The sequence below is a fragment of the Pollutimonas subterranea genome, assembly GCF_002849655.1.
In the GTDB taxonomy this organism is placed as follows: domain Bacteria; phylum Pseudomonadota; class Gammaproteobacteria; order Burkholderiales; family Burkholderiaceae_B; genus Pollutimonas; species Pollutimonas subterranea.
Genome location: NZ_PDNW01000002.1, coordinates 147307 through 159156, shown reverse-complemented (window position 1 = coordinate 159156; position 11850 = coordinate 147307). Strand labels below are relative to the sequence as shown.

At 59.4% G+C, this 11850-nt stretch carries 12 protein-coding genes; 7 read left to right on the top strand and 5 right to left on the bottom strand.

Annotated features, from left to right (window positions below; genetic code table 11):
- Positions 1 to 60: 60 nt before the first annotated feature.
- The 5 genes from CR159_RS03245 to CR159_RS03225 all read left to right on the top strand — a co-directional run bounded on the left by CR159_RS03245 (position 61) and on the right by CR159_RS03225 (position 4534).
- Positions 61 to 867, top strand: a complete 807-nt coding sequence (locus tag CR159_RS03245) for a transporter substrate-binding domain-containing protein (protein WP_102072579.1) — start codon at positions 61 to 63, stop codon at positions 865 to 867.
- Positions 868 to 885: 18 nt separating this feature from the next.
- Positions 886 to 1680 carry an amino acid ABC transporter ATP-binding protein gene (locus tag CR159_RS03240; protein ID WP_102072578.1) on the top strand — a complete coding sequence of 265 codons (795 nt, stop codon included), beginning with the start codon at positions 886 to 888 and terminating at the stop codon, positions 1678 to 1680.
- A gap of 91 nt (positions 1681 to 1771) precedes the next feature.
- Positions 1772 to 2545 carry a sugar phosphate isomerase/epimerase family protein gene (locus CR159_RS03235; protein WP_102072577.1) on the top strand — a complete coding sequence of 258 codons (774 nt, stop codon included), beginning with the start codon at positions 1772 to 1774 and terminating at the stop codon, positions 2543 to 2545.
- Positions 2542 to 3501 (top strand): sugar kinase, encoded by a 960-nt coding sequence (locus tag CR159_RS03230; protein WP_102072576.1) that lies wholly within the window; start codon positions 2542 to 2544, stop codon positions 3499 to 3501. Before CR159_RS03235 ends, CR159_RS03230 begins: the two co-directional genes overlap by 4 nt.
- Before the next feature lie 55 nt (positions 3502 to 3556).
- Entirely contained in the window at positions 3557 to 4534 is a 978-nt protein-coding gene (locus tag CR159_RS03225; protein ID WP_102072575.1) for a 2-hydroxyacid dehydrogenase, read from the top strand.
- Between the two features lie 16 nt (positions 4535 to 4550).
- Here CR159_RS03225 and eda read toward each other — a convergent pair whose 3' ends face one another.
- From eda to CR159_RS03210, 3 genes are all read right to left on the bottom strand, one after another.
- Entirely contained in the window at positions 4551 to 5177 is a 627-nt protein-coding gene (gene eda, locus CR159_RS03220) for a bifunctional 4-hydroxy-2-oxoglutarate aldolase/2-dehydro-3-deoxy-phosphogluconate aldolase (RefSeq protein ID WP_102072574.1), read from the bottom strand.
- A 28-nt stretch (positions 5178 to 5205) separates the two neighbouring features.
- Positions 5206 to 7038, bottom strand: a complete 1833-nt coding sequence (edd, locus tag CR159_RS03215) for a phosphogluconate dehydratase (protein WP_102072573.1) — start codon at positions 7036 to 7038, stop codon at positions 5206 to 5208.
- Positions 7039 to 7234: 196 nt separating this feature from the next.
- A complete protein-coding gene (locus CR159_RS03210; RefSeq protein ID WP_158238493.1) occupies positions 7235 to 8140 on the bottom strand; it encodes a LysR family transcriptional regulator in 906 nt (301 codons plus the stop codon).
- Between the two features lie 104 nt (positions 8141 to 8244).
- On the opposite strand from CR159_RS03210, the gene CR159_RS03205 reads away from it, so the two are divergent.
- Both CR159_RS03205 and CR159_RS03200 read left to right on the top strand, forming a co-directional pair.
- Positions 8245 to 9237: a Bug family tripartite tricarboxylate transporter substrate binding protein gene (locus CR159_RS03205; RefSeq protein WP_102072571.1), complete on the top strand. Its 993-nt coding sequence runs from the start codon at positions 8245 to 8247 to the stop codon at positions 9235 to 9237.
- 9 nt (positions 9238 to 9246) lie between these two features.
- Positions 9247 to 10191 carry a M14 family metallopeptidase gene (locus CR159_RS03200; protein WP_102072570.1) on the top strand — a complete coding sequence of 315 codons (945 nt, stop codon included), beginning with the start codon at positions 9247 to 9249 and terminating at the stop codon, positions 10189 to 10191.
- On the opposite strand, the gene CR159_RS03195 is transcribed toward CR159_RS03200, so the two are convergent.
- Both CR159_RS03195 and CR159_RS03190 read right to left on the bottom strand, forming a co-directional pair.
- On the bottom strand, positions 10185 to 10562 hold the full coding sequence (locus CR159_RS03195; RefSeq protein ID WP_102072569.1) for a DUF423 domain-containing protein: 378 nt from the start codon (positions 10560 to 10562) through the stop codon (positions 10185 to 10187). The two genes, CR159_RS03200 and CR159_RS03195, sit on opposite strands and share 7 nt — an antisense overlap.
- Before the next feature lie 56 nt (positions 10563 to 10618).
- Entirely contained in the window at positions 10619 to 11773 is a 1155-nt protein-coding gene (locus CR159_RS03190) for an acyl-CoA dehydrogenase family protein (RefSeq protein WP_102072568.1), read from the bottom strand.
- Positions 11774 to 11850 lie beyond the last annotated feature (77 nt).

Below are 11850 nucleotides of genomic sequence, written 5' to 3'. Positions count from 1 at the left end.
CGCAGCGATAGTTCTGCGCCCGTGCTTTGTTGACGTTTACTTCAATCCTGGAGACATGAAATGTTCGTAATCAAGAAAATGCGCAGCTTTGTGGGTGCGACCTTACTGGCCAGTTGTGCCGCCCTGGCGATGGGCGCCACCGCGGCGCAGGCCGAAACCATAGACCAAATCAAGGAGAAGGGCGAGCTCACCGTGGGCATGCTTGTTGATTTTCCGCCCTATGGCATCCTGAATACTGAAAACAAGCCCGATGGTTACGATGCCGATGTGGCACGCCAATTGGCGAAAGACCTGGGCGTAAAGGTCAATATTGTTCCCGTTACAGGCCCCAATCGCATTCCTTACCTGTTAACCAACAAAGTCGACATGCTGATTGCGTCGCTCGCGATCACTCCTGAACGCGCCAAGCAGGTACAGTTTTCCCATCCCTATTCGGCAGCCCAGATTGTCGTGTTCGGCGGCAAAGACACAAAGATCGCCAAGGCGGAAGACCTGTCGGGCTTGCGTATTGGTGTGGCCCGTGCCAGCACCCAGGATATCGCTGTAAGCAAAATCGCCCCAAAGGATGCCAACATCCGCCGCTTCGATGACGACGCCTCGGCCATGCAGGCATTGCTGTCGGGCCAGGTTGATGCCATTGGTTGCTCGACGACCGTCGCCGGCCAGATCGCCCAGCGCGCTCCAGACCGTTTCGAGAATAAATTCGTATTGCTTCAGCAGGAAATGGCGGTAGCCCTGCGTCCAGGCGAAGCTAAGACCCTTGAGGCGGTCAACCAGATGGTCGACAAGAACATCAAGAGCGGCGAATTCAGCAAGCTCTTCGAGAAATGGCTGGGTGCTCCCCTGCCTGAACTGAAAGCCTCTTGATCAACCTGGCAATTCATCATGACTGACAGACAGACCACTATCGCGGTCGATGTGTCGAGTGGTCCCGCGCAGCAAGGCGGGACCATCATCGAAATCGACGCTCTCAACAAGTGGTACGACAAGTTCCATGCCCTGACCGATATTGACCTTACGGTTGCAACGGGTGAACGGATCGTCATTTGCGGGCCTTCGGGTTCGGGCAAATCGACGCTGATCCGCTGCATCAACGGCCTTGAGAAGATCCAGCAAGGCCGTATTGTGGTAGATGGCATCGACCTGACCGCCAATGTGCGCAATATCGATGCGATCCGCCAGGAAGTGGGCATGGTGTTCCAGCAGTTCAATCTGTTCCCGCATATGACGGTGCTGCAGAATTGCATGCTGGCGCCCATGCGCTCACGAGGCATCAGCTCGCAGGAAGCCGAGACCATGGCCATGAAATACCTGACCCGGGTCCGTATCGCTGATCAGGCGCGCAAGTATCCCAGCCAGTTGTCCGGCGGACAGCAACAGCGGGTGGCCATCGCGCGGGCCTTGTGCATGACGCCGAAAATCATGTTGTTCGATGAGCCCACCTCGGCGCTCGATCCCGAAATGGTCAAGGAAGTGCTCGATACCATGATCGGATTGGCCGAGGACGGCATGACGATGTTGTGCGTGACGCATGAAATGGGTTTTGCCCGCAGCGTGGCGGACCGGGTCATTTTCATGGCGGACGGTAAAATAATTGAGCAGGCGCCACCGGAAAAGTTCTTCAGCAATCCCGAGAACGAGAAGACCCGCAGCTTCCTCGGACAGATCCTGAACTCTTAGGTCTTTACCGCAGCCGTATCGATCGATCCCCGGCTGCGTCTTGCCGCGTCCTCTCATTGGCGAGCCCCATTTATGCGGCTCCTATGGAACCATGAATTCGTCCAGACAGATTATTATTTCTTTGACCTCTTTCGGCGCGAGCGAAGTGCGGCGCCACGGGCAGGGGTGGTTCGTCGAGCTGTGCCGCGCCGCCGGTGCCGATGGCGTTGAGATTCGCGGTGAGCTGCTTCAGGGCCATGCGCAAGAGCTGGACGAACTTGCCGCCGGCATAAGCCAGTCCGGCTTGTCCTGCGTCTATTCTTGCCCGGAGATGCTCTGGGAGACTTCGGGGCTATTGAATCTGGACGCGCTGCAACAAAGCCTTGCTCGCGCGGTCAGCCTGAATGCCCCGGTGCTCAAGATGTCCATAGGCCATTTCGAGCGGGCCAGCTCCGAGACGCTTGGGGTGCTGAAGCAGACCCTGGAACGGCAGAACGTGCGTCTGCTTATCGAGAACGACCAGACCGCCGCTGCCGGCACACTGGACGCGTTGCAGCGGTTTTTTGGGGCCGCCGACGCTTACGGGCTGGACCTGGGCATGACCTTCGACATGGGCAATTGGCATTGGGTGGGCGAATGTGCGGTTCAGGCCGCCGACGTATTTTCAAATCGCGTACGCTACGTACATTGCAAAGGGGTGCAGCGTCAACCCGCACGCTGGGTCGCGGTTCCCCTTGCCGAATCCAGCGCACCCTGGCGTGCGATATTGAGGGCGCTTCCCGGCGATACGCCATGCGCCATTGAATACCCCTTGATCGGCGACGATTTGCTGTCTGTGACCCGCGACGCCATTGATGGCTTGCGCAACCTGGAGAAACGCTCATGAGCGGCGAATTGGATGTCGTGACTTTCGGCGAAGCGATGATGATGCTGGTGGCCGACCAGCCCGGACCACTGGAGCACGCTAAGGCCTTTCATAGGCGCACAGCGGGCGCCGAGACCAATGTCGCGATCGGGCTGGCGCGCTTGGGCTTGAAAGTAGGCTGGGCCAGCCGCCTGGGCGCCGATTCCATGGGCCGCTATCTGCTTGCCGAGATGCAAGGCGAGGGCATCGACTGTTCACACGTGGTGAGCGATCCCACGCAACGCACTGCCATGCAGTTCAAGGGCCGCGTCACCGATGGCAGCGATCCACCCATCGAATACCACCGCAAGGGTTCTGCCGCAAGCCAGATGCAGGTGTCCGACGTGGATGAGGCGTGGCTGTGCGGCGCCCGGCATCTGCATAGCACCGGTGTTTTTGCGGCAATCTCTGACAACTGTTTCGAGGTACAGCGCAAGACCATGGCCTTGATGCGCGAGGCGGGCAAGACCGTTTCCTTCGATCCCAATTTGCGTCCCACCTTGTGGCCTTCGACCGAACGAATGCGTGAAGGCATCAATGAGCTGGCCTTCTCAGCCGACTGGGTCTTCCCCGGCATCGAAGAGGGCCGACTTCTGACGGGACATGAAACCCCCGAAGACATCGCCGGCTTTTACCGAGCCGGCGGCACCCGCATGGGCGGCCCCCGGCTCGTTGTGATCAAGCTGGGTGCGAAGGGCGCCTATTTCGACAATGGCGACGAACGCGGTTACGTGCCCGGATTCCCTGTCGATACCGTGCTTGATACAGTAGGTGCGGGCGATGGTTTTGCGGTAGGCGTGATCAGCGCGTTGCTGGCGGGACTGCCTTTGCGCAAGGCGGTCGAGCGGGGCGCATGGATAGGCGCCCGCGCCGTGCAGGTACTGGGCGACACCGAAGGCCTGCCCACCCGCGACGTGCTCGAGCAGGCCGGACGTTAGTGTGCCGTCCGGCACTGGCGTTCGGAGGTCCCCGGCAAACAATGGAGTCCCGAAAATGAGCCGCAGACAGGTATTGGTTTACAGGCAACTGCCGCCGGATCAATTGGCCCGTATCCAGCAAGAGCATGATGTCGTGATCGCGAACCCGCGCGTAGCCGGCCAGAAGGATGCGTTCCTGAAGGCCTTGCCCACCGCCGAGGGGATGATAGGATCCAGCTACCCCATTGATGAAGAGGTGCTTACGCTGGCTCCCCGCCTGGAAGTCATTTCCAGTATTTCGGTGGGCCTGGATCAATTTTCGCCCGATGCCTTGCACCGTCGCGGCATCACCTTGTGCCATACGCCGGGCGTGCTCACGGAGACGGTTGCCGATCTGCTTTTTGCCATGGTGCTTGCCACCAGCCGCCGCGTCGCCGAGCTCGACCGGTATGTCCGGGAAGGGCAATGGAATCGCAGCGTGGGCGAAGACCTCTACGGCTGGGATGTGCATGGCAAGACCATGGGCATACTGGGCTATGGGCGTATTGGGCAGGCATTGGCTCATCGCGCGGCGCTGGGATTCAATATGCCGGTGCTCTATCACACGCGCACCCCGGTGCCTAGCGGTCTACCTGAAGGTCGCGCACAGCCGGTCACCTTGCGCGAAGTGCTGATGCAGTCGGATTTCATCGTGTTGGTGTTGCCCTTGACCGAACAGACGCGCGGCTTGATCGGGCCGCAGGAATTTGCCTTGATGAAACCTGGCGCTATCCTGATCAATGGCGCGCGCGGGCCTATCGTCCAGGAGGCAGCCCTGTTGCAGGCATTGGAGCATGGGCAGTTGCGGGCTGCCGGCCTGGACGTGTTCGACATCGAGCCTTTGCCGGTCGATTCTCTTTTGCGCACGCATCCCAAAGTGCTGGCGCTGCCGCATGTCGGTTCGGCCACGCATGAAACCCGCCGGGCCATGTGCGAAATGGCCACCACCAATCTGCTGCTTGCCTTGCAAGGCAAGCAGCCCCTGGCGGCTTATAGTCCCGCGCCTGCAAGGTAGGGAGCGGAAGGCGGCGTTACGATTTGCGCAGCAGGCATGCCTGCCGGGCCAGTTCTGTAATGTCGCCCCAGTTTTTGGCCGACACCGCTGCATCCGGCGTGAGCCACGAACCACCCACGCATTTCACATTGGGCAAGCCCAGGTACTGGGCGGCATTGCCTGCATTGATGCCCCCTGTCGGGCAGAACACGATATCGGGCAGGGGACCGTACAAGGCCTTCAGCAGCGCCACGCCGCCCACGGCTTCTGCGGGAAACAGCTTCTGTACGATAAAGCCGTGGTCCGCGGCGAACATGGACTCCGAGGGCGTGGCAATGCCGGGCAGGAATGCAATGCCTGCTTGGCGCGCTGCTTGCGCGATGTCGGCCGTCAGCCCCGGGCTGACGGCAAAGCGCGCGCCGGCCCTGACTGCGGCGTCGAGCTGCTGAGCGCTGCGCACCGTGCCCACCCCGACCAATGCTTCAGGAACCTCCTGGGTGATCAACGAAATGGCTTGCAGTGCCGCTTCGGAACGCAAGGTTATCTCAAGGCTGCGCACGCCGCCGGCCACCAGGGCGCGGGCCAGTTCGACGGCGGTATCGAGGTCCTTGATGACCATCACTGGCATTACAGGGCTTTGTTCGAGTAGTTCAAGAGCATTCATGGGTTTCTCATTCGTGGGGGGACTGTGCTTAAGACGCGGCCCAGTCTGGGTGTTGAAAAAGTGTGGCGCCCGATTCCGCCGTGCCGGCATGTTGGCGCGCCGACGCGAAAAGCTCGCGCCCGAAACCGGTGGCGTGCGTATCAATGTTTACCGGATCCGGGCTGCGTTCCAGCCAATTGGAAGGCTCCAGAACGCACAGTACACCGGCGTCGGCGTCCAGGCTTACGATATCACCATTGCGCAGCAATGCCAGGGGTCCGCCGCCAAGGGCTTCGGGGCTGACGTGTATGGCGGCAGGTACCTTGCCCGATGCGCCGGACATGCGGCCGTCGGTCACCAGTGCCACCTGGAACCCGTGGTCTTGCAACACCGATAAGGCAGGCGTCAGCTTGTGCAGCTCCGGCATGCCGTTCGCCGACGGGCCCTGGTAGCGCACGACGGCGACGAAATCGCGCGCCAGTTCGCCTCTTTGGTAGGCCGCCAGCAACGCCTCCTGGCTATTGAATACCAGAGCGGGAGCCTGGACACGGCGATGTTCGGGTTTGACTGCGGATACTTTGATCATGGCCCTTCCCAGGTTGCCCTGGAGCAGCTTCAGCCCGCCATCCGCACTGAATGGCTGGCTGGCGGGACGGATAACGGCCCTGTCCAGCGATGCAGGCGCAACGGGCCGCCAGGCCAGTTTCCCGTCGGCCAGGTACGGCTCTTGCGTGTAGTGCCTAAGACCGTCGCCGGCGGCAGTCTTGACGTCTGCGTGCACCAGTCCGGCATCCAGCAATTCCGCGATCACCAATCCAATGCCGCCCGCGGCATGGAAATGGTTCACGTCGGCCCCGCCGTTGGGATACACGCGCGCCAGCAGCGGCACGATGCTCGAGAGGTCCGAGAAATCGTCCCAGTTGATGGCAATGCCCGCCGCACGTGCAATAGCGACCAGATGCAAGGTGTGGTTGGTCGAGCCGCCGGTGGCAAGCAGGCCGACGATGCCGTTCACAATCGCTTTTTCGCTGATCACTTCGGCAACGGGCGTAAATTGGTCCCCCTGGTGGCCGAGCATCAGGGCGCGCTGGGCGGCTGCCCGGGTGAGCGCCTCGCGCAGTGCCGTATTGGGCGGTACGAAGGCTGCGCCGGGCAAATGCAGGCCCATGATTTCCATGAGCATCTGGTTTGAATTGGCCGTACCGTAGAACGTGCAGGTACCTGGCCCATGATAAGACTGCACTTCAGACTCAAGCAGTTCGGACCGGCTTGCCTTGCCTTGGGCGAACAGTTGGCGGGTATGAGCCTTGGCGCTGTTCGATATGCCAGTACTCATGGGTCCGGCCGGAATGAATACAGCGGGTAAATGGCCGAAGCTCAAGGCGCCTATCAGCAAGCCCGGAACAATCTTGTCGCAAACGCCCAGGAATACAGCTGCGTCGAACATCTGGTGGCTAAGCGCGATGGCCGTCGACATTGCAATCACGTCGCGCGAGAACAGGCTAAGCTCCATGCCGGTTTCGCCTTGTGTAATCCCGTCGCACATGGCGGGGACGCCGCCGGCAAACTGTGCCGTTCCGCCGGCCGCGAAGGCGGCCTGCTTGATGAGGGCGGGATAGGCGGCCAGTGGCTGGTGGGCCGAGAGCATGTCGTTATAGGATGAAACAATGGCCAGGTTGGGGCGTGCCGCGGCTTTAAGGCGCTGTTTTTCCGGCACAGGCATGGCGGCAATGGCGTGAGCAAGGTTGGTACATCCCAGATGGGCCCGCTCGACCTTCTTTCCACAGGCCGCACGGGTGCGGGCCATATACTGCTCGCGGGTAGCGCGGCTGCGTTCGATGATGCGCTCGGACACGCGTTGAACGACGGAATGCAATGCCATGATCGGAACCTTAGGGGAAGACGTCTATGCCTGACGATATGTAGTTATACTACATAATAGAGCAAATAGTCTGGCAGAACAGTGACATGATTGCCATGCTGTGATGTAGTTAAGCTAAATTAATGATATCTCGCGAGTAGCGCCAGACCCCGCCGGCGTAGCGCGTCCGGTATCCGGCAATCCGTCCGGCAACGCATCAGGCTATTGTTTTCTTCCAGGCCAGTTCGGCAGCGGCCGATAGGGGGCTTTTCGGTCGATACAGGCGAACTTCGTAGGGAATTTCATCCTTCCGGTTTCCAAGCACGGAAAGGACGTTGGATTCGCAGTCCTGCTTGACGGCAGACCATGGCAGCCAGGCCATGCCCAGGTTTTTCTTCACCAGGCTGTATGCAACGTCGACCGAGTCGCAGTGCGCGACCTCCCGCAGATGATAACTGCTGGAGCGCAGGTGGTCGTTGATGATGTGTTGCAAGGCCAGGCTCGAGAAATAGCTGATGTGGGGCAGGGGAGTGATCTCGTCTTCCAACCGGTAAGCGCCACCGCTGTCACTGGTGTTCAAACTTACGGGAATAAGCCTGTCCGCGCTGAGGCTGACGTACTGGAAATCCTTGGTGCTGATGGGTACCGACAGGGCGCGATGTTCATAACAGCAAAGGAAATCGACCTGGCCCTGCTTCAGCAGCGTAATCATGTCTTGCGTAATGCCGGTGTGTATCTCTATCGGTATGGGGCAACCCATGTTGCGCTCGACCTGCCGGGCAAGTTCACTGGCCCAGTCGGCAACGAGATAATGGGCAAGGGTACGGCCGGTGGCAATGCGCAACTTGCGGTTCGCCTGGCTTTCGGGCTTGGCGATTTGCTGCTGGATTGTATTGAGCCTTGCAATGACATGCTCGGCAACGCCAAGCAGATCAAGCCCCGCTTCTGTCAATGTGATGGGCATCTTCTTCCTGTTGATCAGGGATGTTCCCGCCCATTCCTCCAGTTCTTTTATCCGCCGGCTGAACGCAGGGTGAGTCACGTGCCTGAGCTCCGCCGCTTTCGTGAAGCTTCCGGTTCTTGATAAAGCGATGAAGTCTTGCAGTAGTTTTGTTTCGGTCATTGGTTGCTTCAATTGGCACATCGTTGTGCCGTAAAGGCACGGTGTACGACTTACTTCTTATTACCATAGATCACCACAACAGATAAATACAAGGAGCACGCGAAATGAAGAAAAAAACGAGCACGCTAGCTTATGCGCTATTGGGAACAGGCATGCTGTTCAATCTTGGCAGTATTGCTCATGCCGAGCAGGCTTACCCGGCCAATAAGACAATCAATATTGTGGTGGGCTACCCGGCCGGTGGCAGCGTCGATCTTAACGGCCGTTTGCTGGCCGAAGCCTTTGAGCAAAAGCTGGGCAGCTCGGTTGTCGTCGAGAACCTCGGCGGCGCGGGCGGCGCGATCGGCGCGCAGAAGGTCGTCAACCAGAAGGCCGATGGCCATTCTCTGCTGGTAGGCTCGGTCAACGAGATCATTATCGCCGGCTTGATCAACCCCAACGTCAAGTACGACGGCGTCACCGATTTGCGTCCCATAGGGTTCATCGGTTCGCAGCCCATGTTGCTCGCGGCATCAAAAGCGACGGGCGTGACATCCGCAGACGACTATCTCAAGATGGTCAAGGCCGGCAAATCGCAAGACGCCAATTTCGGTTCGTCCGGTGTCGGCACCGCCTTGCACCTGGCAGGTGAAATGATCAACACCACAACTGGGGGCAAGGTGCAACACGTGCCATATAAAGGCGTTGCACCTCTTTTGACCGACATGGTCGGCGGCCAATTGCAGTTCGGCATGTTTGTGTTGTCTTCAGGCTTGCCCCAGGTTGCCGCCGACAAGATCGTTCCGATCGGCGTTACGTCCACCACGCGCGCTCCCACGGCTCCAGAGATTCCAGCCCTGTCCGAGAACCCGGGATTCAAGGGGGTGGACATCAACATCTGGTTCGGATTGTTCGCACCTAAAGACACCCCCGAACCCGTCATCAAGAAATTGCAGGCGACATTGGCCGATGTGCTGAAGGATCCCGCATTCCAGGAAAAATACAAGCGCACAGGCGGAGTCGTCATGGCCGAGCAACCCGATCTGGCGACCTTTCTTCCCGCCGAACGCGAGAAGTTCAAGAAAATGGTGGATACTGCCGGAATTGGCGTGAAGTGAGACTTTTCCATGATCTTCAAGATTGATACTCCCGACCTCACGCAAGAGCGCGCCGGAAACACCGGCACGCCAGGCGTATGGCATTTTGATTCCGGCAAGCCCGGGCCCAGCGTGCTCATTTCCGCGTTGATACACGGGAATGAGCTTTGCGGGGCATGGGCGCTGAAGGATCTACTTGCCAGTGGCCTGAAGCCTGAAAATGGCAAGCTTACGCTGGCATTTTGCAACCTGGCCGCATTCGATCGCTTCGACCCGCTGGCCCACGACACGTCGCGCTTTGCCGATGAAGACCTGAACCGCGTATGGACAGAGCAGAAGCTCGCGGAACCCAGCACTCTCGAACGCCAACGGGCGGCCGAACTGCTGCCGTGGGTGAAACAGGCGGACCGCTTGCTGGATCTGCATTCCATGCATGAACCCTCACCGCCTTTACTGGTCACCGGGATCCTGCAGCGAAATATCGATGTGGGACTACGCCTGGGCGTGCCCCGCCATCTTGTCGTCGATGCCGGCCACAAAGACGGCACACGAATGCGCGATTATGCCCAGTTTGGCGATCCTGAAGGCCAGGCGCTTGCCTTGCTGGTGGAGTGCGGGTTTCATGGCGATCCATCGTCAGTACGCATTGCCAAGCAGACTACTGCACGTTTTCTGCTTGAGTCCGGTGTGGTCTCAGCGGGGCAGTTGCCTGCCGAATGGCAGGAGCGCGATGGCCAGGATATTGCCCAGCAAGTCTTGCAGGTCACCGAGCCGGTTGTCGCAAAGTCGAAGAATCTGACGTTCAGCAGTCCTTGGCAGGGCATGGAATGTATCGAACATGCAGGGACGACGATTGGACACGATGATGGCGTGCCCATCGTCACGCCCTACGACAACTGCGTATTGGTCATGCCTTCCTTGCGGCAACTTGTACCCGGCGTTACCGTCGTGCGCTTTGCACGCCAGGTTCACTGAGGCAATCGATACGCCGCCAGCGCCACCATGCCCCAGGCCGCAATGAATGCGAGGCCGCCCAGGGGCGTGATGGCGCCCAGCCAGGTAACCCCTGTCAGCGCCAGTACGTAAAGACTTCCGCTGAAGACCACGACACCGGCAAACATCAATGTGCCGGCTTTGCTCATCAAGGCGGAGCCGAATCGCGCCCCCAGGCTAGCCAGCAGCAACATACCCAGCCCATGCACCAGTTGGTACAAGACTGCGGTCTGCCAGACCGTTATGAGATGGGCGCTGATGATGGACTTGAGTCCATGCGCGCCGAACGCGCCGGCGCCGACACCGGTAAGCAGGGTCAGTGCACCCAGGATCAACAGTCGGCGGTCGGTCATCGTGTGGTCTCGAATAGGATTTGCAAGGACGATTTCAATCCGCGTCCCCGCGTTTGCTAAATGGCTGCGCCGCGGATCAGGCCGCGAGCAATGATGACTTGCTGTACTTGCGAAGTACCTTCGTACAGGCGAAACAGCCGCACGTCGCGGTAAAAGCGTTCGACGGCATAGTCGCTGACATAGCCCGAACCACCATGTATCTGCACCGCCCGATCAGCGACGCGGCCGCACATTTCGGTGGAGAAATACTTGGCGCAGGACGCCTGTATGGATACGTCTTTCCCCTCATCGCGCTGGCGGGCGGCATCGAGCACCATGCATTCGGCGGCATAGATTTCGGTCTTGGAATCAGCCAGCATGCCCTGCACAAGCTGGAAGTCGCTGATGGGATGGCCGAACTGCTTGCGGTTCATGGCAAATTCCAGCGCATCGCCCAACATGCGCTTGGCGGCGCCGATGGCCACCGCCGCAATATGCAGGCGTCCTTTGTCCAGCACTTTCATGGCGGTCTTGAAGCCGACACCTTCCCGATTGCCGATCAGGTTGGCGGCCGGCACTTTGCAGTCGGTAAAGATGACATCGCAGGTGTGAGCGCCTTTCTGGCCCATCTTCTTGTCGATCTTGCCCAAGGAAAGTCCAGGCGTACCCGCTTCGACGATAAACGCGGAAATACCGCCAGCACCTTTAATGCTGGTATCGGTACGCGCCATGACGGTGAAAATTCCCGCCTCGGGCGCATTGGTGATGAAGCGTTTGGTCCCATTCAGAATGTAGTGATCGCCATCGCGTACTGCCGTGGTCCTGAGCGATGCCGCATCGGAGCCCGCTTCCGGCTCGGTCAAGGCGAATGATCCGATCAGTTCGCCGCTGGCCAGACGGGGCAGATAAGCCTGCTTCTGTTCGTCGGTGCCGTCCAGGTAGATGCCCATCGCGCCGATGCCGTTATTCGTACCGATGAGCGACCGGAAAGCCGGCGAGGTCTGGCCCAGTTCGAAGGCGATGCGGACTTCCTCTTCCATGGTCACGCCCAGGCCACCGAATTCTTCCGGAAGCGACAGGCCGAACAAGCCTATTTCCTTCATCTGGGCAATGACATCGGCGGGAATCTGGTCGGTTTCGGCAACCTCTTCTTCGCGGGGAATCAGCACCTCTTTGATGAAGCGGCGCACGCCTTCTTCGAGCAAGGTCTGCGTTTCAGGGTCTCGGATCATGATAAGTTAAGTCCAGTAATTTTTTGGCCGACGGTATAAGGTAATACTTTAACAGCGTGGACGTTTTTTGGCCTTCG

What these genes read in the sequence shown, in the direction of transcription:
- CR159_RS03195 (WP_102072569.1), bottom strand. Translation starts at nt 10,562, where the DNA reads ATGACCGACCGCCGACTGTTGATCCTGGGTGCACTGACCCTGCTTACC.
- CR159_RS03200 (WP_102072570.1), top strand. Translation starts at nt 9,247, where the DNA reads ATGATCTTCAAGATTGATACTCCCGACCTCACGCAAGAGCGCGCCGGA.
- CR159_RS03245 (WP_102072579.1), top strand. Translation starts at nt 61, where the DNA reads ATGTTCGTAATCAAGAAAATGCGCAGCTTTGTGGGTGCGACCTTACTG.
- eda (WP_102072574.1), bottom strand. Translation starts at nt 5,177, where the DNA reads ATGAATGCTCTTGAACTACTCGAACAAAGCCCTGTAATGCCAGTGATG.
- CR159_RS03235 (WP_102072577.1), top strand. Translation starts at nt 1,772, where the DNA reads ATGAATTCGTCCAGACAGATTATTATTTCTTTGACCTCTTTCGGCGCG.
- CR159_RS03205 (WP_102072571.1), top strand. Translation starts at nt 8,245, where the DNA reads ATGAAGAAAAAAACGAGCACGCTAGCTTATGCGCTATTGGGAACAGGC.
- CR159_RS03240 (WP_102072578.1), top strand. Translation starts at nt 886, where the DNA reads ATGACTGACAGACAGACCACTATCGCGGTCGATGTGTCGAGTGGTCCC.
- CR159_RS03210 (WP_158238493.1), bottom strand. Translation starts at nt 8,140, where the DNA reads ATGACCGAAACAAAACTACTGCAAGACTTCATCGCTTTATCAAGAACC.
- CR159_RS03190 (WP_102072568.1), bottom strand. Translation starts at nt 11,773, where the DNA reads ATGATCCGAGACCCTGAAACGCAGACCTTGCTCGAAGAAGGCGTGCGC.
- edd (WP_102072573.1), bottom strand. Translation starts at nt 7,038, where the DNA reads ATGGCATTGCATTCCGTCGTTCAACGCGTGTCCGAGCGCATCATCGAA.
- CR159_RS03225 (WP_102072575.1), top strand. Translation starts at nt 3,557, where the DNA reads ATGAGCCGCAGACAGGTATTGGTTTACAGGCAACTGCCGCCGGATCAA.
- CR159_RS03230 (WP_102072576.1), top strand. Translation starts at nt 2,542, where the DNA reads ATGAGCGGCGAATTGGATGTCGTGACTTTCGGCGAAGCGATGATGATG.